The organism is Novosphingobium sp. Sphag1I, assembly GCF_056279125.1.
The window spans coordinates 73,233-95,861 of sequence record NZ_JBWBQS010000003.1 but is presented as its reverse complement, the minus strand read 5'-3'; the positions used below and the strand labels follow the sequence as shown (position 1 = coordinate 95,861).

The following is a 22,629-nucleotide window of genomic DNA, read 5'->3' as shown; positions in this document are numbered from 1 at the left end:
TCTGCCGCGCAGCGGTGGATAGGTACGCGGGCGTCAGCAGGAGATAGGAAAATGGTGGCTCAGGCGCCGCTGGTAAAGGCCAAGCTGCTCAACGGCTTTTCGGTCGATGTTGAGGATTGGTTTCAGGTTGGCGCCTTTGAAAAGGTGATCGATCCGGCCGACTGGGACGGTCTGGCCTGCCGGGTCGATGTCAACACCAACCGCCTTTTGGATATGTGCGAAGATCTGGGTGTGAAGGCGACGTTCTTCACGCTGGGCTGGGTGGCCAAACGCCACCCGGCGCTGATGCGCCGCATCGTCGAAAACGGGCATGAATTGGCCAGCCATGGTTGGGCCCATGCCCGCGTGTTCACGATGGATGCCGCCGGCTTTGCCGCCGACATTGGCGATGCGCGCAAGGCGTTGGAGGATGCCTCCGGCGCGCGCGTCATCGGCTATCGCGCGCCCAGTTTTTCCATCGACACCCGCACCCCATGGGCGCATGAAATCCTGGCAGAGCAGGGCTATCTCTATTCCAGCAGCGTGGCCCCGATTGCGCATGACCATTACGGTTGGCGCGAGGCGCCCCGATTTGCTTTCCGCCCGGTGGCGGGGGCCGATCTGATCGAAATTCCGGTCACCACGGTCGAGGCGATGGGGCGGCGCATGGCGGCGGGCGGCGGCGGTTTCTTCCGCGTATTGCCCTATGCGTTCAGCCAATGGGCAATGCGCCGCGTCAATGAACAGGACGAACGCCCGATCATTTTTTACTTTCACCCGTGGGAAGTGGACACCGACCAGCCCCGCGTTGCCCATGCCCCGCTGAAAAGTCGCCTGCGTCATTATACAAATATTGACGGGATGGAGGCTAAATTGCGGCGAATGCTCAAGGAATTCGCGTGGGGTCGTATGGATAACGTCGCAGCAACCGAAGGTCTGAGGGTGGTGGAGTTCGAGCGGTGAACGCGCCGTTCCGCGTGGACATGGACCTGCGGGTCGCTCTGGCCGATCTGAACGATCCACAAATGGCGCGCTCGGTCGAAGGCTTTGTCGCCGCTCACCCAGAAAGCACGCCCTTTCATCGGCCCGTCTGGTTGAATGCCGTGGCGCGCGGGACGGGCAATGACGCGCTGGCGCTGATCCTGACCCGCTGCGGCGAGGTGGAGGCCTATCTGCCGCTGACCCAGGTTCATTCGCCAATTTTTGGCCGCGTGCTGGCGTCCAGCGGTTTTGCCGTGGGCGGGGGCGTTCTGGCCGCGCCCGATGTCGATCCCGCGCCTTTGTTCGCCGCGGTGGAGGAATTGGCCCTGCGTCAATCCACGCCCTCGGTTGAACTGCGCGGCGGCCCTTTGCCCGAAACCCGCGCCGGATGGACGATCAAACGCGAAAGCCATTGCGGTTTCATCCGTCCTCTGGCCGATAGCGACGAGGCCGAATTGACCACCATCCCGCGCAAACAACGCGCCGAGGTGCGCAAAAGTCTGGCGGGCGAATTGACGGTGGAAACCGGGACCGGTCCCGCCGACCGCGACGCCCATTATGGCGTCTATGCGCAAAGCGTGCGCAATCTGGGCACGCCCGTTTTTCCGCGCGCTTTATTCGATGCGGTGCTGGACCTCTTTGGCGAGGATGCCGACATCCTGACCATCCGCCACGAAGGCGCGCCGGTGGCCAGCGTCCTTTCGGTCTATCACCATGGCGCGGTCATGCCCTATTGGGGCGGCGGCACGTGGGATGCGCGGCGGCTGCGGGCCAATGACCGCATGTATTACGAACTGATGCTGCACGCCCGTCGCCGGGGATGCACTCATTTCGATTTCGGGCGCAGCAAGACGAACAGCGGCGCCTATGATTTCAAACGCAACTGGGGTTTTGAGCCGCAGCCTTTGTCCTATGGCGTATGGACCGCGCCCGGCGCGCCCAAACGCGATGCGGACCCGACCAGCGCGACCCATTCGCGCCGGATCGACATGTGGAAAAAGCTGCCCTTGCCGGTCGCCAATCTGATCGGTCCGTGGATCGCAAGGGGGCTGGGATGAGCAACGAAATCCTGTTCCTGTCCCACCGCATCCCTTTTCCGCCCAATCGGGGGGACAAGATCCGCTCGCACCATATTTTGCGGCGTCTGGCCCGGATGGCGCCGGTGCATGTCGGGTGCTTTGCCGATGATCACGCCGATCTGGCCGAAGAGGTTGAACTGGCCTCGCTCTCGCATTCCTATCGGTTGGTGCGCCGGACAAAGCCGCTGGTGCTGGCCGGAATTCAGGCCATCAAGAAGCGCGAGCCGATCAGCCTGACGGCTTTTCGCGATGAAAATATGACGAAATACGTTCGTCAGACATTGGCGAGCGGGCGCATCGGCACGATCTATGTCTTTTCGGGCCAGATGGGCCAATATGTGCCCGACGACTTTACGGGCCGCGTCATCATGGATTTCGTCGATGTCGATTCGGCCAAATTCGAAGCCTATGCCGCCAAATCGCACGGGCCGATGGGCTGGGTCCACGGGCGCGAGGCACGCCTTCTGGCCGCAGAGGAAGCGCGTTTGGCCGCCATGGCCGATTACAGCCTGTTGATCAGCCGCGCCGAGGCGGACCTCTTTGCCCAGAGGTTAGGCGCATCGGCCCGTCATGCGCGGATCGAGGTTTTGGGCAATGGCATCGATTCCGATTACTTTGACCCGCTTCAGGTCGGCCCCGAATGCCAGTTGGCGGAAAAGGGCGGGCCGCGTCTGATCTTTACCGGACAGATGGATTATCATCCCAATGTGGCCGCCGTGATCCGCGTCGCGCGCCTTATTCTGCCGCTGGTTCAGGCGCGTCATCCGGAGGCGACGTTCCATATCGTCGGGCGCAACCCCACCGATGCGGTCAAGGCGTTGAATGCCATGGCGGGCGTCCGTGTCTGGGGCCGGGTGGATGATATTCGCCCATGGCTCAAGGCGGCCGATATGGCGCTGGTCCCGCTGGATATCGCGCGCGGGGTTCAGAACAAGGTGCTGGAGGCCATGGCGATGGAATTGCCTGTCGTGCTGACTTCGGCGGCGGCCAATGGCATTCACGCGGTGGCCGGGCACCATTTCGCCGTGGCCGACAGCGACGAGGCCTTGGCCGCACAAGTCAACCGATTGGCCGATACGCCGCATCTGGGCAAGGCGATGGGTATTGATGCACGCCGTCTGGTTGTGGAGCGCGCCAGTTGGCAAAGCACGCTGGCGCCTTTGTCCGCCATGCTGTCCCAGCCGCCGCGCCGGTGGCGCGATGCGGCGTGAGCCTTGCGGTACCTGAACTGACCCGACCGGCGCGCGCCATGCCTTTGGCGTGGCGTGAAGGGGTGATCCGTCTGGCCTGCCTCTGGGCGGGGCTGGTCGCGCTGTTCCGGGGCGATTGGGCGGCGATGGGGCATCAGTGGTGGGATTCCTCCACCTATAATCACATCCTGATGGTGCCGGCCATTCTGGTCTGGCTGGTGTCGCAGCGATTGCCTGATCTGTTCCGCCTGCCGGTGGCGCTGTGGCGGGGCGGGTTGTGGATGATGGGGGGGGCGCTGCTGCTCTGGGCGCTGGGGGCTTTGGCCGGTGTGGCGCAGGTGACGCAGATCGCCGCTGTTGCCATGCTGATCGCGGCGGTGCCTTTGATGCTGGGCGAAAGGGCGGCGCTGGGGCTGTTGTTTCCGCTGACCTATATGGGGTTTCTGGTGCCGTTTGGCGATGAAGCCATCCCCATGCTGCAAACCGTGACGGCCAAGATCACCATCGCCCTTGTCCATATCAGCGGGATCAAGGCGCAGATCGATGGCGTGTTCATCGCTACACCCGCCGGCCTGTTCGAAGTGGCCGAGGCATGTTCGGGCGTCAAATTTCTGGTCGCCATGATTGCCTTTGGCGCTCTGGCGGCACATGTCTGTTTCGTTTCGTGGGCGCGGCGCGCCGGGTTCATGGCCCTGTGCATAGTCGCGCCCATTCTGGCCAATGGTGTGCGGGCGTGGGGCACGGTCTATCTTGCGCAAATCTATGGCGCAGAGATTGCGGGCGGGGTCGATCATATCATCTATGGTTGGTTCTTCTTTGCTGCGGTAATTGCCGGGGTGATTGCGCTGGGCTGGCGGTTTTTTGACCGGGCGGCGGGCGCGCCTATGCTGGACGTGGATGCGGTCATGGCGCTGCGTCTGCCGCAATGGCGTGGGATCTCGGCCAAGGCTTGCTTTGGGGCGCTGGGGTTGATGGTGCTGGCGGCACAGGGTTGGGTGATGGCGGCGGACCGGCTTGCCGCGCCTTTGCCTGCACAGATTGCCCTGCCAGAGGTCGCCGGATGGCATCGGGTCGATTACGCCCCTCGCCATGTGTGGGAACCGCGCGCGGGCGGGGCCGATCATCGCCTGCTGGGCCGCTATGCCGATGCGCAGGGGCATGAGGTGGATGTGTTCTTCGCCCTCTATGCCGCGCAAGGTCCGGGCAAGAAGGCGGGCGGATTTGGCGAAGGGGCGCTGCGCCCGGATACGGGATGGTCGTGGCAATCGCCCGGGCCGGATGTGCCGGATGCGCGCAGCGACCGTTTGCTGGCGGGCGGGCCGACCGAGCGTTTGACGCAAACCAGTTACAAGACCGGTGATCTGGTAACGGGCAGCAATGCGCGCCTGAAACTGGCCAATATCGTGGATCGGTTGTTGTTGCGGCGGCGGGCAACCATGATGCTGATCCTGTCGGCCGAAGAAGGCGGGCCGTTCAAGGCCGCCGATTCCATCTCCGCTTTCCGCGCCAGTGCGGGGCCGATCGGTGATTGGATGGACGCGGTGGCACGGGGTTTGTAAGGCCCGGTCAAGAGTTGCAGGCAAAGTCGTTTAAGGGGTTCACATATGTGTGGTTTTGCCGGGATCTTTCATCTGGAAACCCCCAAGCCGGTTGATCCGGCTCGGGTGGAGCGGATGTGCGATGCCATTGCCCATCGCGGGCCGGATGGCTTTGGCGTGTGGACCGCGCCGGGCATAGGCATGGGCCATCGCCGCCTGTCCATCATCGACATTGCCGGTTCGCCCCAACCGATGGCGTCCACCGATGGGCGCGCGATGCTGTTGTTTAACGGCGAGATCTATAATTACCGCGAATTGCGCGCCGAACTGGCGGCGCAGGGGGCGGTTTTCCATACAGACGGCGACAGCGAGGTGATCCTTGCCGCCTATCAGCGTTGGGGCGCCGATTGCGTGTCGCGCCTGTCGGGCATGTTTGCCTTTGCCATCTATGATCTGGACCAGCGCTCGCTCTTGCTGGTGCGTGACCGGCTGGGGGTCAAACCGCTGTTTCTGGCCGAATTGTCGGATGGCAGTTTGATCTTTGGGTCGGAATTGAAGGCCTTGATGGCGCATCCGGCCCTGCGGCGCGAAGTGGATCCGCTGGCGGTCGAGGACTATCTGACCTGGGGTTATGTGCCCGATCATCGCTCGATGTTGCGCGGGGTTGAGAAATTGCCCGCCGGGCATCTGATGATCCTCAAGCATGGCGCGCCCAAGCCTGCGCCCCGGCAATGGTGGGATGTCAGTTTTGCCGAAAGGCGTAAGGGCAGCGCGGCGGACTTGTCGGCTGAACTGATCCATTTGATGCGCGATGCCGTGACCAGCCGGATGGTGGCCGATGTGCCCTTGGGGGCGTTTCTGTCGGGCGGAGTCGATTCCTCCTCGGTCGTCGCGCTGATGGCCGAGGCGAGTTCGTCGCCGGTCAAGACATGCTCGATCGGTTTTGACGTCAAGGCGCTGGACGAAAGCGACTATGCGCGACGGATTGCCGAGCAATTCGGCACCGATCATCAAAGCCGCATCGTATCGCCCAATGATTTCGAGGCGGTCGATCATCTGACCACCATGTTCGACGAACCCTTTGCGGACGCCAGCGCGCTGCCGACATGGCGCGTGTGCCAATTGGCGCGCGAAACGGTGACGGTGGCCCTGTCGGGTGACGGCGCGGACGAAGCCTTTGCCGGATACCGCCGCCATGTGTTTCAGCATGGCGAGGACCGGGTGAGGGGGATGATCCCCGATGGATTGCGCCGGGGCCTGTTCGGAACATTGGGCGGCATCTATCCCAAGGCGGATTGGGCGCCGCGTCCGCTGCGGGCGAAAACCACGCTGCTCAACCTCGCACGGTCGAGTGAGGAGGCCTATACCGACGCGGTCAGCGTGACGGGGCCTGCGTTGCGGGACCGGCTCTATACCGAGGAATATCGGCGTTTGCGGGGCGACTATCGGGCCGAGCAGGCGTTTCTGGACTGTATGGCGCGGGCACCGGCACGATCCGGGCTGGACCGGGCGCAATATGCAGATCTCAAATTCTGGCTGCCGGGCGACATCCTGACCAAGGTGGACCGGGCCAGCATGGCGGTCAGTCTGGAAGCGCGTGAGCCTTTGCTCGACCACCGATTGATCGAATTTGCCGCCAGCCTTCCGGAGAATCTGCGAGTCAAAGGTGGGCAGGGCAAGTGGCTGCTTAAAGATTCGATGCGGCGTTATCTGCCTGATGACATTCTGTTTCGGCCCAAACAGGGATTCGTTACCCCCATTGCGCAATGGTTGCGCGGACCACTTGCCGCAGAAGCGAGAAAAATTGCTGCACAAGCGAAAGATGGTGGAGGGGCGCTAGGGCGCACCGGATGGTTAAATCCCATTAACCTTCATGAAATAGCAGAAGCGCACATTTCCGGGGTTTCTGACCACTCAAGACTGTTGTGGCAGTTGTTGATGCTGGACAGGTCGCTTGTCCATCTGGGCATTGCCTGATACGCTCTGCTTTCGGAGCAAAGATTAACTAAAAACTTTTTGTTTCATTTTGAAACACCTTTCTGTAAAAAGGCTTTGCATTCCGTGGTTTAGCATGCCTAAACTTCGCCCGGTACTAGAGAGCGGTGAAAGACGAGGTTGCGCTTCGTTAACCGTGATCAGAAAGGGTCGTGACGACAATGGACCGGATGACCGGTGAAATGGGAAATTTGCCTCCTTACGGTGAAAGCGGAGGCAATCGTGGCATCTTCTTTCCCGAGGATCCCACGCAGGCAGCCCTAAATCGCCTGGCCGTTCCAGAGGCATTGACCGATCTGGAACAGCTTGACGTCTTGTATGACGATCAGGCCAGTACGATCTGGACCTTTATGAGCCCGACAGGACGCCCCAGCTTCACGCCCTCGCTGTTGCGGGATTTTGAAAGCTGGCAGGATCTGATTGCCGGCAATTTCGGCCCTGACAAGATCCCGCTGCGCTTTCTGGTTCTGGGCAGCCGGACGCCCGGCGTATTCGGGTTTGGCGGCGATCTGGAACTGTTTCAGGGCATGATCCGGTCACAGGACCGCGAAGGTCTGGCCGCTTATGGCCATCGCTGTGTTGCCATTCTGGATCGTAACCGTCGCGCACTCGAATTGCCCATCGTCACGATCGGGCTGGTGCAGGGGCAGGCGCTGGGCGGCGGTTTTGAGGCGGTGCTCTCGTTTGATTATCTGGTGGCGGAAAAGGGCGCGACCTTTGGTTTGCCAGAGGTGATGTTCGGCCTGTTCCCCGGCATGGGCGCCCATGCGATCCTGTCGCGCAAGCTGGGCACGGCTGCGGCACAGCGCATCATCCTGTCCAACCGCACCTATAGCGCCGAGGAAATGTATGATCTGGGCGTGGTGACGCATCTGGCCGAGCGGGGCGAGGGTGTGGCCTATGTTCAGGATTTCATCGCCAAGAATCAGCGTCGCCATGGCGGTCTGGTGGCCGCGCAAAAGGCGATCCGTCGCGCGGCACCTCTGGATCTTGCCGAATTGAACGACATCGTCGATCTGTGGGCAGAGGCCGCATTGGGTCTGTCGGAGAGCGATCTCAAGCTGATGTCGCGTCTGGCCGGGGCGCAGGCGCGCAACCATTCGGCGGCGGCCTGAATTGGGCGTTAGGGGGCGCTTATGCGGCGCCCCTTATTCTTCGGGCCTTATTCTTCGCCGTGGCCCTTGGCCATGTAATCCTGGCTCTGCATTTCGGTCAGTCGGCTGATCGTACGATCAAATTCAAAGCTGCCGGTGTCGGATTCCTTGTCGCCCGAATCATACAAACGGTCGAGAGGTGCGTCGGCGGTCACGAACAATTTGACCTTATGTTCGTACAGCGCGTCGATCAGCGTAACAAAGCGCGCCGCTTCGTTGCGGGTTTCCTTGCCTAGCCGGGGAATGCCGACCAGAATGACCGTATGATAGGCCCGCGCCACGGTCAGATAGTCTGACGCCCCGCGCGCCTCGCCACACAGCTTTTTAAAGCTGAATACGGCCACGCCCTTCAGGCTCTTGGGCACATGCAGCAGGCGCCCGCCGCCAACATCCAGATCCGCCGAGGGCACATTGCGCGCATCTTCTGGCGGAAAATCGGTCAGGCGGAAGAAAACTTCACGCACACGTTCGGTCGCCGGCAGGCCCAATGGGCTGTGCCAGCTGCGGATACCGGCCAGACGTTCCAGCCGGTAATCGACCGGACCATTTAGCGTCAGCACATCCAGCTCTCCCTCGATCAGCGCGATGAAGGGCAGGAAATGCTCACGATTGAGGCCGTTTTTGTACAATTCGGACGGAGCGCGGTTGCTAGTGGTGACGAGCGTCAAATTGTGATCGTGGATCAAGGCGGTGAACAACCGGCTCATGATCATCGCGTCGGCCGAATTGTTGACCACCATTTCGTCAAAGGCCAGCACGCGCAGGCCCTCAGCAATGCGGGTGGCGACCTGCGGGATGGGGTCGCCGGTTTCGCCCTGACGGACCTCGCGCATGATCGCGTGGACTTCCTGCATAAAGGCATGGAAATGCACGCGGCGCTTTTCGGTGATGTTCAGCGTGTCGTGGAACAGGTCCATCAGCATCGATTTGCCGCGCCCGACGCCGCCCCACATGTAAAGCCCGCGCGCGCGCGTCGGTTTGCGGCCCAGCAATCGTCCAAAGAAACCGCCACCGGCAGGCGCCGCTTCCAATTCCTGTTGCAGGACATTGAGTCGTTCCGCCGCGGCCGCCTGTTCCCGATCGACGCGCAATTCATGGGTATGGATGAGCGCGCGATAACGCTCGATCACAGTCGCAGGCTTGGCCATCGTAACGTCTTCAAACTTTCAATCGCAGGTGATGCGGGCCAGAATATCGCCGTCGCCATCAACCCGCGTGGTCAAGGGCATCGAGCGATAGATACCGCCTTCACGCTTCATTTCCGGGCCGGTGCCCTGCCAATGCAGTTTGCGGCCCGCGTCGGTCGTCTCTGCATAGGCGTAAAGCGGAATATCTTCAATCTGCGTCAATTTTTCCCCGGCGGGCGAGCGCAGATAGGAGCTTTCGCGCGGGTTGAAATAATACCAGCCCTGATCATGCAGCCCTTTATGGTCTGTATAGGCCAGAATGACGCGCAAGGGGCGCGAGCAGGCGTTCTGGACAAAGATCTGGCGGCGGGCCTGAGCCGACGCTTCCCCGGCCCCAAGGGCAAGGGAGGCGAGTGCGGCAGAGAAGGCAAGGGCATTACGAAACATTGCGATTTCCCGTGGATCAGGATTCTAAGGGGCGACCGTTTACCAATCGCTAACCCAGTCATACGGGGCGTTACAAGGGAATGCACGTAAAGTGGATGCAAAAAAGCGCCCCCAGTCGAGACTGGCGGCGCTTTCCTGATTCGCGTCAAGAGATCAGACGTGGCGTTCGGCCTGCATCTTCTTGATTTCGGCAATGGCGCGGGCGGGCGAAAGGCCCTTGGGGCACACATTGGCGCAGTTCATGATCGTGTGGCAACGATACAGGCGGAACGGATCTTCCAGTTCGTCCAGACGCTCACCCGTGAATTCGTCGCGGCTGTCGGCCAGCCAGCGATAGGCCTGAAGCAGGATCGCCGGGCCAAGGAACTTGTCGCTGTTCCACCAGTACGAAGGGCACGAGGTCGAGCAGCAGGCGCACAGAATGCACTCATACAGACCGTCGAGCTTTTCGCGCTGTTCGGGCGACTGCAGGCGTTCCTTGCCCGAAGGCGTGGTCGAAACGGTCTGAAGCCACGGACGGATCGAGGCATATTGCGCATAGAAATGCGTAAAGTCAGGGACGAGGTCCTTGATCACTTCCATATGCGGCAGCGGCGTGATGCGCACATTGCCCGAAAGATCTTCGATGGCCGTGGTGCAGGCAAGGCCATTGCGACCATTGATGTTCATCGCGCAGGAACCGCAAATGCCTTCACGGCACGAACGGCGGAACGTCAGCGTCGAGTCGACTTCGTTCTTGATCTTGAGCAGCGCGTCCAGCACCATCGGGCCGCATGCGTCGAGATCGATCTCGAACGTGTCATAACGCGGGTTTTCGCCGCTGTCGGGGTCGTAGCGGTACACGGTGAATTTCTTCACCTTGGCCGCGCCCTCTGCCTTATGGACGACGCCATTCTTGCTGATCTTGCTATTGGCGGGGAGGGAGAACTGGGCCATTTTCCGCTGCTTCCATCTCTGAACACGATTCTGTTAGGGGCTATGAGCCCCCGCTCCGTAGGGGCGCATAGCCCCCTGCTTGCCCGCCTGTCTAGTGTCTTGTGGGCCATGAGCAAGCATAGATTTTTGCACTGCGGCGAAAGTCGCAGACTCTGCCTCTCTTGACCACCCATCCCAAAAGCAAAAAGCCGGAGAGCGTTTGGGCTCTCCGGCTTGATGTCATCGGCAAGATGCTTTGGGCTTATTCGCCAAAAGTACGCTGCCACCAACCGCGACGCGGCGTTGCGGAACCTTCGTCGTCACCGCCAGCGGCAGCAGGTTCCGAAACCGGCTCTGCGGCAGGCGCTTCAACAGCGGTTTGCGCCACAGGAGCCTCAGCCACCGGGGCGTCGGCAGGAGCGGTCTCGACCTTCTTCTTGCGCACGCGCTTGGGCTTGGCCGGGGCTGCTTCTGCCGCAGCTTCCGTCGGAGCGGCTTCGGCAGGTGCTGCTTCCACCTTCTTCTTGCGCACGCGCTTGGGCTTGGCGGGGGCTTCTTCGGCCACCGCTTCGACCGGCGTTGCTTCTGCCGCCACGGCTTGCGCCGGCGCTGCTTCTGCGGTTTCCGCCGGCGCGGCCTTTTTGCGGCGTACGCGCTTGGGCTTGGCAGGCGCTTCTTCAGCGATCGCCTCGACCGGCGCGGCTTCAACGGGGGCTTCGGCCTTGGGGGCTTCGACCACCGGTTCGGCCACAGGGGCCACGTCAGCGGGCGCTTCAACCACAGGGGTCACTTCGGCGGGCGCATCTTCGTCGCCTGCTTCACCCTGTTCTTCGCTCACGCCTTCTTCGCCTTCACCGCGGTTGCGGCTGCGCCGACGCTTGCGACGACGACGCTTGCGCGGTCCTTCTTCGCCCGCTTCGACCGGAGCTTCGGCATCGCCTTCTTCACCCTCGTCGGCTTCTTCGCCTTCGCTGGTTTCGGCCTGACTTTCTTCGCCCGTGCCTTCTTCACGACGGTCACGACCACGGCCGCGGCGACGCTTGCGACGCTTGCGACGGGTTTCGGCGCTTTCGTTCGCGCCTTCGCCGCCGGTTTCGCCTTCGGCTTCCTCGGCTTCTTCCTCGATCTCGTCCTCGAAATCCTCTTCCGGCAGATCGTCAAGGTCTTCTTCAAGGATCAGCGGTTCGAACTTGGGCACGAATTCGTTGCGCGGACCCGACGAGACGACGCGCATCTTGGCGCCTTCATTCTCGCCTTCGGGGATCACTTCGACCACGACGCCGTAACGGTTTTCGATCTCGCCCAGATCAAGGCGCTTGGCATTGAGGACGTAAACCGCCGCTTCCTGGCTGGCGAAGAGCGTGATGACCGTGCCCTTGCCCTTGGCCGCTTCTTCCTCGATCAGGCGCAGCGCCGACAGGCCCGCCGAACCCGCCGTGCGGACCAGACCGGTGCCATCGCAATGCGGGCAAGAACGGGTCGTGGCTTCCAGAACGCCGGTGCGCAGACGCTGGCGGCTCATTTCCATCAGGCCGAAGCTGCTGATACGGCCGACCTGAATGCGGGCGCGGTCGTTTTTCAGCGCTTCCTTCATGGCCTTCTCGACCTTGCGGACGTTCGAGCCATATTCCATGTCGATGAAGTCGATCACGACCAGACCAGCCATGTCGCGCAGGCGCAACTGGCGGGCGATTTCGCGCGCGGCTTCAAGGTTGGTGGCCACCGCCGTCTGCTCGATGCCATGTTCCTTGGTGGAACGGCCCGAGTTGATGTCGATGGAAACCAGCGCTTCGGTCGGGTTGATGACGATATAGCCGCCCGACTTCAACTGAACCACCGGATCATACATCGCGGTCAACTGATCCTCGGCGCCAAAGCGCTGGAACAGGGGGACCGGATCGGCGTAATGCTTCACCCGGCGCGCATGGCTGGGCATCAGCAGTTTCATGAAGTCCCGCGCCGCGCGATAGCCATCGTCGCCCTCGACGATCACTTCTTCGATGTCGCGGTTATAGATGTCGCGGATGGCGCGCTTGATCAGGTCGCTGTCCGAATGGATCAGCGCAGGCGCCGCCGACTTCAGCGTGCTTTCGCGGATATCGTCCCACAGGCGGGCCAGATAGTCGAAGTCGCGCTTGATCTCGGTCTTGGTGCGCTGAAGCCCCGCCGTGCGCACGATGCAGCCCATGCTCTTGGGCAGGTCCATTTCGGCGATGATGGTCTTCAAACGCTTGCGGTCGGCAAAGCTGCTGATCTTGCGCGAAATGCCGCCGCCATGGCTGCTGTTCGGCATCAGCACGCAATAGCGACCGGCCAGCGAAAGGTAGGTGGTGAGAGCTGCGCCCTTGTTGCCGCGCTCTTCCTTCACGACCTGAACCAGCAGCACCTGGCGCCGATGGATCACGTCCTGAATCTTGTAACGGCGGCGCAAGGCCATGCGCTTGGCACGCAGCTCTTCGGCTTCCTTGGCGTGGGACGCGTTGCGGCCACCCTGACGACGGCCACGACGGCCACGGCGTTCACCGCCTTCTTCGGCGGCTTCTTCGGCGGCTTCTTCGGCTTCATGGTCGCCTTCGAAACCGTCTTCGACATGACCGGCCTCGATCGTGGCGACGCTGTTCTTTTCCGATGTGTCGACTTCGATCAGCGAGCCGGTTTCCTCGACGCTGCCGCCGGCGAAATCATCGGCCAGACCTTCGCCCAGTTCATCGTCGCCAACGAAATCTTCCTCTCCCTCGGCAACCGCGCGCAGGGCGGCTTCTTCCTCGGCATGGGCCGCTTCTTCGGCCAGCAAGGCCTCGCGGTCTTCCTTGGGGATCTGATAATAATCAGGGTGGATTTCGGAAAAAGCGAGGAAACCGTGACGGTTGCCCCCGAAATCGACAAAAGCGGCCTGAAGCGAGGGTTCTACTCGCGTGACCTTGGCCAGATAGATATTGCCCTTGATCTGCTTGTGATCAGCAGAATCAAAGTCGAATTCTTCAATACGGTTGCCCTTGAGCACCGCCACCCGGGTTTCTTCCGAGTGGCGCGCATCGATCAGCATGCGCGTTGACATTATGATTTCTCCGGCCGCGCAGGTCCGGCATCGGGTCATGGCCTGGGGTCGGTCCCTTTGGCGCATGGCCCGGCAATGGGGCGCGGCAATTGTGGTGGTGTTCGCGCGGCGGCTTGGCCATCGGCGCGAGGATCAACAGACCATTCGCGCAAGATGCGCGTCCGGCATGAGTGGAACGGCCATGGGGCAAAGGCCCGCTGGCGTTTTTCGTGTCTGCAAGGCAGAGGAGGCGCGGCTGTATGCTGCGCATGGCGATGGCTTTATGCTTTGCAAACAGGGTCTTGCCCTTTGCATAGCGCTTCGGAAATTGCGACCGGTTTGTCGTGAAGCGGTTTGCCATCGACGAGTCTTCCGCCCACACCGCAAAGCCGCCTTGCGGCTGCGGATTTTGGAACGGAACACAACTCATCATACCTGCATCAACCTGTACGTCCGGCATGAAAAAACAACCGGGGCCAAGGGCAGGTTTTGTCGCGCTTCCCTTTTGCTTGGCCCGGCCGGAATGGCGGGCGGCGATGCCTTGGGCGGGGTTTGCCTATGGGCCTGTTGGCGTTTGGGGCAAACCTTTGAAAAAGGCAGGGGCGCGGGGAATGTACTGCCCCCGGTCTTTCCCTGCTAGCACCCCTTGTCTTTCCGGGCAAGTTCCATGCGATGCGTGATTCTACGCTTTTTTCCGGGGACTGTGTCGATAAAGACATCGCCAACGCGGCGTTAACCCCATTGCGTGCATAAGGGGTCTCGCTTACCACAATCATGCTTTGGGGATGTCCCCAAGTCCGATGGACCCTGATGGACCCCGCCAACCGCGCCATGTCTGAAACCAATCCGACGCCTGTTGATCCGCCATCTGCTGATCTGCTGGTGCTGGACGAGGCAGAGCCGCGTTCGGATAATCAGCGCGGGCTTGGGCTGGGGCTTTTGATCTTCGCCTTGTTCGCGCCGCTGGCCTTGCTGGTGTCGATGCTGCTGATGGACCTGTGGATGGGCGCGCCGGGTTTTACGCGCGATTATGTCGTGCGTTTCGATTTGCCGCCTGCGGGCGCATTGGCTGCTTTGCCGCAGATTTCCGGGCCAAATGATCCGCATAGTCCGTTGGTTGTGATCGATGCCGGGCATGGCGGCCATGATCCGGGTGCGCATGGCGATCACCGCGATGAAAAGGATCTGACGCTTTCCCTCGCCTTGGCCTTGCGACAGCGCCTGCTGGATGTGGGAGGTATTCGTGTCGCATTGACCCGCGCCGATGATCGCTATCTCTTGCTGGAGGAACGGTCAGGCATCGCGCGGGCGATGAAGGCGGACCTGTTCCTCTCGATCCATGCTGACAGCGCCGACACGCCCGATGCGCATGGCGCCACCGTCTATACCCTGTCCGATCGTGGCAGCAGCCAAGAGGCCGAGCATCTGGCCGCGTCCGAAAATCGCGCCGATACGGTCAATGGCGTGTCGCTGGCCAACACCAGCAGTTCGGTTTCGGCCATTCTGGTCGATTTGTCGCAGCGCCATTCGGCGGAAATGTCGACCAATCTGGCGCGGCTCATCCTGCGTGAGGGTGAGGGGCGAATCGCTTTCCGCGACCGCGCCTTGCAATCGGCCGCCTTTGTCGTGCTGAAATCGCCCGACGTCCCCTCGGTCCTTTACGAGGCGGGGTATATTTCCAATACGGATGATGCCGCGCGCCTTGCCTCGCCCACTGGCCGTCGCGATTTTGCCGAGGCCACGGCGCAGGCCATCCGCGTTTACTTTGCCCGGGCGAGGGAAGCGTTGGCGCCAAGTCCAGCGCCTTAACCACTGGCAAAGCCGGGGTTGCCCGTGCTAGGGGCGCAAGTCTATGGCGCCCAGCGATCCTTCTCAGCCCGGTTCTGATCCGAACAATTCGCCCGATCAGAATGAAACTTTTCACCTGCGTATCCGTCGTCAGGCGGGCGGGGCATGGCGTCGATTGCTGGCGCCGGGACTGACGCGGTTCCGCGCCTGGTTTTCGGCGCGCTGGCAAAGCGGGCGGTTGTTCCGCATTGGCGCGCTGGCCGTGGGACTGCTGGTTGCCTTTTGGCTGCTGCTTTATGTGACGGTGCTGCGCACGCTGCCCTCGGCCGATACGCTGCTGACCTATCAGCCGCCTTTGCCGACGATGGTGCGCGGCAATGATGGCGGTATCGTCTATTCCTATGCCCGCGAACGGCGCGTCCAATTGCGTTATGTCGATTTTCCCAAGCAATTGGTGAATGCGTTCCTGTCGGCGGAAGACAAGAATTTCTTCAGCCATGGCGGGGTCGATTTCATCGGTCTTGGGCAGGCGGTTGTCGATTACGCGTTGAAATATGGCAGCGGTGAACGCGCCCGCGGCGGTTCGACCATCACGCAGCAGGTGGCCAAGAACATCCTGATTGGCGATGAATATTCGGTCAGCCGCAAGCTGAAGGAAATGATCGTCGCCTTCCGCATCGAGGGCGTGCTGAACAAGCAGCAGATCCTTGAGCTTTACCTCAACGAAATCCCGCTGGGCCGCCAGAGCTTTGGCGTACAGGCCGCCGCCCGCGCCTATTTTGGCAAGGACGTGGACAAGCTGGAACTGCACGAGGCCGCTTTCCTTGCCATCCTGCCCAAGGCGCCCGAAGTTTATGGCCGCGCCAAATTCGCCGAAAAGGCGATTGCGCGCCGCAACTGGGTGCTGGACCAGATGGTCAAGAATGGTGCGGTCGATGCCGGTGCCGCCGCCAATGCCAAGGCGCAGCCGTTGGGTCTGATCCAGCGCCGCGTGGAAACCTATGACCCCTCGGTCGGCTATTTCGTCGAGGAAGTGCGCCGCCAACTGATCGCCAAATATGGCGAGAACGCCGAAAACGGCCCCAACAGCGTCTATGCGGGCGGGCTGTGGGTGCGCACTTCGCTCGATTCCGAATTGCAGAAGGCGGCGCAGGAAGCCCTGCGCGGCGGCCTGCTGCGCTATTCGGCGGGCAAGGGTTGGCACGGGCCGATCGCCCATATCGAACTGGATCGCGACCATTGGCAGAGTCAGTTGATCGGGTTGAACAAATCGATTGCCTATAAGGACTGGCGCGTGGGCATCGTGCTGCGCCGGGGTGGCAATGGTCAGATCGGCTTTACCGACGGTTCGACCGCGGCTTTGACCGGATTGGTTGATCAGGTGCGCGTGGGCGATGTCATCACGGCGGCGCCTGCCGGGACGGGCGTCTATGCCTTGCGCATCCTGCCCGGTGTGGGCGGCGGCATGTTGGTGGAACAGCCCGGATCGGGCCGCGTTCTGGCCGTGGCCGGCGGGTTCGACGATGGGCTGGACAGTTTCAACCGCGCCACACAGGCCCAGCGCCAGCCGGGTTCGACCATCAAGCCCTTCGTCTATGCCACCGGCCTCGACAATGGCATGACGCCCGCTAGCATGGTCCCAGACCAGTCCTTCTGCGTCTATCAGGGCGCAAACCTTGGCGAAAAATGCTTCCGCAACTTTGACAGTCGCGGGGTTGGCGGCATTCACACGATGCGCTGGGGCCTTGAACAATCGCGCAACCTGATGACCGTGCACATCGCCAATGACGTGGGCATGGACAAGGTGGTCAAAACCTTTGCCACGATGGGCATCGGCAAATATCCGCCCTATTTCGGCTTTGCTCTGGGCGCAGGTGAAACCACCGTGGCGCAAATGGTCAATGCCTATGCCGCGCTGGCCGCGAACGGGGTTCAGCATCAGCAGACCTATGTGGACTTTATCCAGGACCGCAACGGCAAGGTGGTGTGGCGCGCCGATGAACGCGCCTGCAACGGTTGCAACATGCCCGATTGGGATGGCAAGCCCATGCCGCGCTTTGCCCCGCGCGGGCATCAGGTGATGGATGCCCGCACCGCCTATCAGACCGTCCACATGCTCGAAGGCGTGGTGCAGCGCGGTACGGCGGTGGTGCTGCGCGATCTGGGCCTGCCTTTGTTCGGCAAGACGGGGACCACGACCGGCCCCACCAATGTCTGGTTCATGGGCGGTTCGCCCAAGATCGTGGGCGGCGTCTATATCGGTTATGACCAGCCCAAATCGCTGGGTGGCTATGCGCAAGGGGGGACCTATGCCGCGCCGATCTTCAAGCAATTCGTGCAATTGACCAAGGCGCGTTGGGATCACACGCCCTTCGTCGCACCGCCGGGCATTCGCATGATGAAGATCAGCCGTTCCACCGGCCAGCGCGTGTTCGGCGGCACGCCCGGTGATGATCCCAAGGCCGAGGTCATCTGGGAAGCGTTCAAGCCCGAAACCGAGCCCCAGCGTGTGGGTCGTCAGGAGCAGGTCGCGGCCAAGCGCAGCGAGTTGCTCGACGCGATCCGGCGCGGGTTTGACGCTTTGGGTGGCCGCGTGTTCCAGCGCGGCGAGGGTGAGGATATGGTGGTGGAGCAGGGCGGGCCTGATTAAGCCCGCTGTTTATCCCATCCGCCCGGTGCGCAAGGCGCGGGCCCAACTGTCGCGGCCCATCGCCTCTGCGCGGCGGGCTGCGCTTTCATGGTCATAGGGCACGGCGTGGAGCGTCACCTCCCAGCGGCCATCGACCAACCTTGCGCTGAGATAGCGCGCATCGGGCGTGCCGGTTTCCACCACATGCCATGATGGCACGTCATCCTCATAGGCGGGCAGGCCGACGCTGCCCGCATTGGCGATCTGGCGACCATCGGGCAGGGCCACCACGCGTGGCATATGGGTGTGTCCGCATAGGGTCAGGGCATGCGCGCTGGCATGGGGCGCAATTTCCTCCAGCGTGGATTCACGCATCCGTCCGCCCTTTTGCCTTCGGTGGAGCCAGTAAGTATCGTCGCTTTGCGGCGTGGCATGGCACAAAAGGACATCCCCATCGGGCCATTCCATGCGCGGCGGCAGGGCGGCCATCCATGCGCGAATATCCTTGTCGATCACAGCATGGGCCGCCGCATCCGTCGGTCCCATTCTCGCCGGGTCCAGCGTCAGCAATTGCCGCTCATGATTGCCCGCCAAGGTGGGCCAGTCGAGCGCCATCAGCCTGTGCGCCGTTTCACGCGGCCATAGCGGCCCCGAAAGGCTGTCACCCAGATTGACCATCCGAGTGATACCCTGCGCGGCGATGTGGTCAATCACGGCCTCCAGCGCAGGCAGGTTGCCGTGAATGTCGGAAACGGCGGCAAATTCGATCATTTACCGCGCGCGCCAGGCGGCCTCGATCAATTGGGCGGCGGCGGTCATACCGGCCTGATTGGGATGATAGTTCACGCCGTCCAGCTTTGCCCGATCCGGCTTTGGTCCATTGACCCAAGGCGCCGCTCCGCAAATGCCATGATCGGCCGATGCGCGATCGAGCGCCACCGTGCGGGCAAAGGCGCGATAGGGGCGCACCGCAGCCTCGGTAATGGCGCTCAGATCGCGGGCGATGGGGCGGATCTGGGCGACGGCTTCATCGGTAAGGCCCGTGGCGGCGCAATTGCCGGAGGTGGGAAACAGCGTGAAATATTGCACCAGCAGAACGCGCGCCTTGGGCGCCCGCTGATGAATGGTGGCGATCATGCGGTCCATGTCGGCGGCCAGCTTCTGCTTCGCCTCGATCGTCAGCGGGGTGAAAGGTGTGCATGTTCCGCCGAAATAGCGGTTGCGCTCTTCATCGGACAGATTGGGGCACTGAAATTTGCCGATGGCGGTCATATAGCCCAGATCATTGCCGCCAATCGTCACCGTCACCAATTGCGTGTCGGCATCCAGCGCATCAACCTGCGCCGGGATTGGACCCCAAGCGCCCAGAATATGCGCGGTGGTCGCGCCGCTGCATGATACGTCCTTCAATTCCAGCCCGACCTTTTGCGCAAAGATATGCGCCGCATTGGTGGCCGAACGGGCACAGCGGTTGGGCGGTGTGTCGGCGCTTTGGCCAATGCCGGGGCCTGCGGCATAGGAGCTGCCCATGGCGACATAGGCGGCGCCCGCCATGGCCGGATGGGCGGCCGATGCGGAAAGGAGCGAAAGGGCGGCAAAGGCTGATTGTTTCATGGGCGCAGGGTTTGCCGATAATTGCGCCCTTGGCAAGACGGGTTGCCCATTTCGCAAATTGTATCGGCCGGTTCAGATTGCTGGACAGGGTGGAGCGTGTGCGACATTCTGTCGCGCCATGACCAACCTGCGTAACCTGTTCGCCCCTGCGCTTGCCGCTCTTGCCGTCGGCGCTTTGTTGTCCACCCCGGCCCATGCCGAACTGGCGGTGGGTGCTGCGGCGCCTGCCTTTGTCACGCAGGGAGCGAAGGCAGGGAAGCCCTTTACCTTCGACCTTAAAAAGGCGCTGAAGAAGGGGCCGGTGGTCGTCTATTTCTATCCCAAGGCTTTTACCAAAGGTTGCACTTTGGAAGCCCATGCCTTTGCCGAGGCGACCGATGATTTCGCCAAGGCCGGCGCGATGGTGATCGGCATGTCGGCGGATGATCTGCCCACGCTTGAAAAATTCTCGACGATGGAATGCCGCGACAAATTCCCGGTGGCGATTGCGGACGCGGCGATCATCAAGAATTATGACGTTCTGCTGACCCGTCCCGATCTGAACGCGACGATCACGAAGCGCACGTCCTATGTCATCGGCAAGGATGGCAAGATCAAGCTGTCCTTCACCGACATGGATTACAAGGATCACGTGTCCAAGACGCTGGCCACGGTTCAGGGGCTGGCAGCCAAGCGCTGATGGTTGGGGCCGGGCGGGTTTAACATCTGCCTGTCCGGCTTTCCCGAATTGGGACCGTTGCAAGGTGCAAATGGGCGAACGGCCCGTCGTCAGGCATCAGGGAATCGCGTCTTTTCAATGATGCGCGATGATAATGCCAATCGGCGATGGAGCAGGCCATGATGCATTCCGTTTTAAGCAACCTGACCTTGCGGGCCGCGGCGATTTCCTTGCTGATGCTGGCCCCCATGGTGGTGTCGGTCAAGATTTGACATCCCAGTGTTCGCGCCTTGGCAGGCAACCGTGGCGCGCGGCGCAAATGCGTTGAATATCGCAAGGGGCGACTGACGCTTTCCCTTTACTTTCGCCCCAATCCGGCTAACGCGCCGTGGTTTGGACATAAGCTAAGGGTATTGACGATGCGTGCCGAAGGGCAGGCCCATATTGACCGGATCGATGCAGCGCTGGCGCTGGTGCGCAAGTTTCTCGACTGGGAGCGTGCGCTGCGCCGCTTTGACGAGTTGAACGCGCGCGTCGAGGACCCGAAACTTTGGGACAATCCCAAGGAAGCCGAAAAGGTGATGAAGGAACGGCGCCGTCTGGAGGCTTCCATCGGCGCCGTGAATCAGATTTCGGCCGAGATGAAGGATGCCATCGAGTTCATTGAACTGGGCGAGATGGAGGATGATGAGGCCACCGTTCAGGAAGGTCTCTCGACTCTGGCGGCTTTGGCCGAACGCGCGGATCGCGACAAGGTGCAGGCGCTGTTGGCCGGTGAAGCCGACGGCATGGACACCTATATCGAAATCCACGCGGGCGCTGGCGGCACCGAATCTCAGGACTGGGCCTCGATGCTTTTGCGCATGTACACGCGTTGGGCCGAAAAGCGGGGCTTCAAGGTCGATCTGATCGAGTTTCAGGCGGGCGAAACGGCGGGCATCAAGAGCGCGACCATCCTGTGCAAGGGCGAGAACGCCTATGGCTATGCCAAGACCGAGAGCGGCGTCCACCGCCTGGTCCGCATCAGCCCCTATGACAGCAGCGCACGTCGCCATACCTCGTTCAGCTCGGTCTGGGTCTATCCGGTGATCGACGACAGCTTTACGATCGAGATCAATCCGGCGGATCTGAAGATCGACACCTACCGCGCATCGGGCGCAGGCGGGCAGCACGTGAACACGACCGACTCGGCGGTGCGAATCACCCACGTGCCAAGCGGCATCATCGTGGCCAGCCAGATCGACCGCAGTCAGCACAAGAACCGCGAAACCGCGATGAACATGCTGAAGGCGCGTTTGTACGAGGCCGAAATGCAGCGCCGCGAAGAAGCGGCCAATGCCGAACACGCTTCCAAGAGCGACATCGGCTGGGGCCATCAGATCCGCTCCTATGTTCTCCAGCCCTATCAGATGGTCAAGGATCTGCGCACCGGCCTGACCAGCCCGACGCCTGCCGATGTGCTGGACGGTGATGTGGACGCCTTCATGGCGGCCGCTCTGTCGCAGCGCGTGACGGGCGAAAAGGTCAATGTCGAGGACGTGGACTGATGTTCCCTGTGCTGGGGCGCCGGCATTTTATGGGTGGCGCTCTGGTCAGCGGTCTGTTGGGCGCGGCGCGGGCAGGGGCAGTTGTCATGCCCCCGCCGCATTGGTCTTTGATTGAGCTTGAACAGGAGCATGGCGGGCGTTTGGGCGTCTATGCGTGGTTTGCGGACCGTCCGGCCATCGCCTGGCGGGCTGATGAACGCTTTTCCTTTTGCTCCTCTTTCAAGCTGAGCCTTGCCGCTCTGATATTAAAGGGCGCAGAAACGGGCCATTGGCGCTTGGGCGAAAAACTTGCCTTTGGGCCAAAGGATCTGCTGCCTCACTCGCCCGCGCTTGAGGCGCATCTGAGCGAGGGGCAATTGTCGTTGGGGGAACTGGCGGAAGCTGCGCAGAAGTTTTCCGACAATGGCGCAACCAACCTGCTGCTCCGCCGTCTGGGCGGGCCGCAAAAAGTGACGGCCTTCTGGCGCGCGCTGGGTGATCGGGTCAGTCGGTTGGATGATTATGAAACCGCGCTCAACCGCGTGCCGCCCGGGACCTTGCGCAACACGACCAGTCCGCGCGCCATGGCAGGCAATGTCGTTGCGTTGATGAACCGGCGCGGGGTGATGGGGGCGAACTCGCGTGGCCTGTTGAAACAATGGATGCATGATACGGATACCGGGTTGAAACGGCTTCGCGCCGGATTACCTGTTGATTGGTGGGCTGGCGACAAGACGGGTACGGGCCTGCCTGATGATGTTCCGGGTTGTTATGTCGATTTGCTTTGGGCGGAACCGAAAGGTCGGGGCGCATTGGCCATCGCGGCTTTCTATCGGCCGGAAAAGCCGACGCCCAATGGAGATTCGCATGCCGAGGCCATATTGGCTAACGTTGCACATACCATTGTGTCGCAAGGAAAATGAGGCAGAATGCGTAGGGCCTATGTTGATTTTAGTCGCATGATGGCCCGAA

17 protein-coding genes are annotated in these 22,629 nt (G+C 61.7%); 11 read left to right on the top strand and 6 right to left on the bottom strand.

Features of this window, described 5'->3' with window-relative positions:
* Positions 1 to 51: 51 nt before the first annotated feature.
* The 6 genes from ACZ9HU_RS04085 to ACZ9HU_RS04060 all read left to right on the top strand — a co-directional run bounded on the left by ACZ9HU_RS04085 (position 52) and on the right by ACZ9HU_RS04060 (position 7,877).
* Positions 52 to 942, top strand: a complete 891-nt coding sequence (locus ACZ9HU_RS04085; RefSeq protein WP_476102601.1) for an XrtA system polysaccharide deacetylase — start codon at positions 52 to 54, stop codon at positions 940 to 942.
* Complete coding sequence (locus tag ACZ9HU_RS04080; protein WP_476102598.1) at positions 939 to 2,018, top strand: FemAB family XrtA/PEP-CTERM system-associated protein; 1,080 nt, start codon at positions 939 to 941, stop codon at positions 2,016 to 2,018. Before ACZ9HU_RS04085 ends, ACZ9HU_RS04080 begins: the two co-directional genes overlap by 4 nt.
* The gene (locus ACZ9HU_RS04075) at positions 2,015 to 3,250 is read left to right on the top strand and encodes a TIGR03087 family PEP-CTERM/XrtA system glycosyltransferase (RefSeq protein WP_476102596.1); all 1,236 of its coding nucleotides are present in this window, start codon (positions 2,015 to 2,017) and stop codon (positions 3,248 to 3,250) included. The genes ACZ9HU_RS04080 and ACZ9HU_RS04075 overlap by 4 nt, the downstream gene beginning before the upstream one ends.
* Positions 3,178 to 4,788 (top strand): exosortase A, encoded by a 1,611-nt coding sequence (xrtA, locus tag ACZ9HU_RS04070; RefSeq protein WP_476102595.1) that lies wholly within the window; start codon positions 3,178 to 3,180, stop codon positions 4,786 to 4,788. Before ACZ9HU_RS04075 ends, xrtA begins: the two co-directional genes overlap by 73 nt.
* Positions 4,789 to 4,833: 45 nt before the next feature.
* Positions 4,834 to 6,744: an XrtA/PEP-CTERM system amidotransferase gene (locus tag ACZ9HU_RS04065; RefSeq protein ID WP_476102592.1), complete on the top strand. Its 1,911-nt coding sequence runs from the start codon at positions 4,834 to 4,836 to the stop codon at positions 6,742 to 6,744.
* Between the two features lie 179 nt (positions 6,745 to 6,923).
* Positions 6,924 to 7,877, top strand: a complete 954-nt coding sequence (locus ACZ9HU_RS04060; protein WP_476102589.1) for a crotonase/enoyl-CoA hydratase family protein — start codon at positions 6,924 to 6,926, stop codon at positions 7,875 to 7,877.
* A 47-nt stretch (positions 7,878 to 7,924) separates the two neighbouring features.
* On the opposite strand, the gene zapE is transcribed toward ACZ9HU_RS04060, so the two are convergent.
* The 4 genes from zapE to ACZ9HU_RS04040 all read right to left on the bottom strand — a co-directional run bounded on the left by zapE (position 7,925) and on the right by ACZ9HU_RS04040 (position 13,463).
* The gene (gene zapE / locus ACZ9HU_RS04055; protein WP_476102587.1) at positions 7,925 to 9,064 is read right to left on the bottom strand and encodes a cell division protein ZapE; all 1,140 of its coding nucleotides are present in this window, start codon (positions 9,062 to 9,064) and stop codon (positions 7,925 to 7,927) included.
* Positions 9,065 to 9,082: 18 nt separating this feature from the next.
* Entirely contained in the window at positions 9,083 to 9,490 is a 408-nt protein-coding gene (locus ACZ9HU_RS04050; protein ID WP_476102585.1) for a hypothetical protein, read from the bottom strand.
* A gap of 153 nt (positions 9,491 to 9,643) precedes the next feature.
* Complete coding sequence (locus ACZ9HU_RS04045) at positions 9,644 to 10,426, bottom strand: succinate dehydrogenase iron-sulfur subunit (protein WP_476102583.1); 783 nt, start codon at positions 10,424 to 10,426, stop codon at positions 9,644 to 9,646.
* A 241-nt stretch (positions 10,427 to 10,667) separates the two neighbouring features.
* Positions 10,668 to 13,463, bottom strand: a complete 2,796-nt coding sequence (locus ACZ9HU_RS04040; protein WP_476102580.1) for an Rne/Rng family ribonuclease — start codon at positions 13,461 to 13,463, stop codon at positions 10,668 to 10,670.
* Between the two features lie 789 nt (positions 13,464 to 14,252).
* On the opposite strand from ACZ9HU_RS04040, the gene ACZ9HU_RS04035 reads away from it, so the two are divergent.
* Both ACZ9HU_RS04035 and ACZ9HU_RS04030 read left to right on the top strand, forming a co-directional pair.
* On the top strand, positions 14,253 to 15,251 hold the full coding sequence (locus tag ACZ9HU_RS04035) for an N-acetylmuramoyl-L-alanine amidase family protein (protein ID WP_476102578.1): 999 nt from the start codon (positions 14,253 to 14,255) through the stop codon (positions 15,249 to 15,251).
* Between the two features lie 43 nt (positions 15,252 to 15,294).
* Positions 15,295 to 17,880: a penicillin-binding protein 1A gene (locus ACZ9HU_RS04030; RefSeq protein WP_476102576.1), complete on the top strand. Its 2,586-nt coding sequence runs from the start codon at positions 15,295 to 15,297 to the stop codon at positions 17,878 to 17,880.
* A gap of 9 nt (positions 17,881 to 17,889) precedes the next feature.
* Here the strand turns inward: ACZ9HU_RS04030 and ACZ9HU_RS04025 are convergent, their stop codons facing one another.
* Together ACZ9HU_RS04025 and ACZ9HU_RS04020 are read right to left on the bottom strand one after the other, a co-directional pair.
* Positions 17,890 to 18,630, bottom strand: coding sequence for a metallophosphoesterase family protein (locus ACZ9HU_RS04025; protein ID WP_476102574.1), 741 nt, complete (start codon positions 18,628 to 18,630; stop codon positions 17,890 to 17,892).
* Positions 18,631 to 19,473, bottom strand: coding sequence for an SGNH/GDSL hydrolase family protein (locus ACZ9HU_RS04020; RefSeq protein ID WP_476102572.1), 843 nt, complete (start codon positions 19,471 to 19,473; stop codon positions 18,631 to 18,633). It lies immediately after the preceding gene.
* Between the two features lie 118 nt (positions 19,474 to 19,591).
* On the opposite strand from ACZ9HU_RS04020, the gene ACZ9HU_RS04015 reads away from it, so the two are divergent.
* From ACZ9HU_RS04015 to bla, 3 genes are all read left to right on the top strand, one after another.
* Positions 19,592 to 20,152 carry a peroxiredoxin gene (locus tag ACZ9HU_RS04015; RefSeq protein ID WP_476102570.1) on the top strand — a complete coding sequence of 187 codons (561 nt, stop codon included), beginning with the start codon at positions 19,592 to 19,594 and terminating at the stop codon, positions 20,150 to 20,152.
* A 398-nt stretch (positions 20,153 to 20,550) separates the two neighbouring features.
* Positions 20,551 to 21,678, top strand: coding sequence for a peptide chain release factor 2 (prfB, locus tag ACZ9HU_RS04010; protein ID WP_476102568.1), 1,128 nt, complete (start codon positions 20,551 to 20,553; stop codon positions 21,676 to 21,678).
* On the top strand, positions 21,678 to 22,580 hold the full coding sequence (gene bla / locus ACZ9HU_RS04005; RefSeq protein ID WP_476102566.1) for a class A beta-lactamase: 903 nt from the start codon (positions 21,678 to 21,680) through the stop codon (positions 22,578 to 22,580). Before prfB ends, bla begins: the two co-directional genes overlap by 1 nt.
* Positions 22,581 to 22,629 lie beyond the last annotated feature (49 nt).

Bases quoted from the DNA above. Each gene is read 5' to 3' on its own strand.
- ACZ9HU_RS04085 (WP_476102601.1), top strand. From the start codon at position 52: ATGGTGGCTCAGGCGCCGCTGGTAAAGGCCAAGCTGCTCAACGGCTTT.
- ACZ9HU_RS04075 (WP_476102596.1), top strand. From the start codon at position 2,015: ATGAGCAACGAAATCCTGTTCCTGTCCCACCGCATCCCTTTTCCGCCC.
- ACZ9HU_RS04065 (WP_476102592.1), top strand. From the start codon at position 4,834: ATGTGTGGTTTTGCCGGGATCTTTCATCTGGAAACCCCCAAGCCGGTT.
- ACZ9HU_RS04060 (WP_476102589.1), top strand. From the start codon at position 6,924: ATGGACCGGATGACCGGTGAAATGGGAAATTTGCCTCCTTACGGTGAA.
- zapE (WP_476102587.1), bottom strand. From the start codon at position 9,064: ATGGCCAAGCCTGCGACTGTGATCGAGCGTTATCGCGCGCTCATCCAT.
- ACZ9HU_RS04050 (WP_476102585.1), bottom strand. From the start codon at position 9,490: ATGTTTCGTAATGCCCTTGCCTTCTCTGCCGCACTCGCCTCCCTTGCC.
- ACZ9HU_RS04045 (WP_476102583.1), bottom strand. From the start codon at position 10,426: ATGGCCCAGTTCTCCCTCCCCGCCAATAGCAAGATCAGCAAGAATGGC.
- ACZ9HU_RS04040 (WP_476102580.1), bottom strand. From the start codon at position 13,463: ATGTCAACGCGCATGCTGATCGATGCGCGCCACTCGGAAGAAACCCGG.
- ACZ9HU_RS04035 (WP_476102578.1), top strand. From the start codon at position 14,253: ATGGACCCCGCCAACCGCGCCATGTCTGAAACCAATCCGACGCCTGTT.
- ACZ9HU_RS04030 (WP_476102576.1), top strand. From the start codon at position 15,295: ATGGCGCCCAGCGATCCTTCTCAGCCCGGTTCTGATCCGAACAATTCG.
- ACZ9HU_RS04025 (WP_476102574.1), bottom strand. From the start codon at position 18,630: ATGATCGAATTTGCCGCCGTTTCCGACATTCACGGCAACCTGCCTGCG.
- ACZ9HU_RS04020 (WP_476102572.1), bottom strand. From the start codon at position 19,473: ATGAAACAATCAGCCTTTGCCGCCCTTTCGCTCCTTTCCGCATCGGCC.
- ACZ9HU_RS04015 (WP_476102570.1), top strand. From the start codon at position 19,592: ATGACCAACCTGCGTAACCTGTTCGCCCCTGCGCTTGCCGCTCTTGCC.
- prfB (WP_476102568.1), top strand. From the start codon at position 20,551: ATGCGTGCCGAAGGGCAGGCCCATATTGACCGGATCGATGCAGCGCTG.
- bla (WP_476102566.1), top strand. From the start codon at position 21,678: ATGTTCCCTGTGCTGGGGCGCCGGCATTTTATGGGTGGCGCTCTGGTC.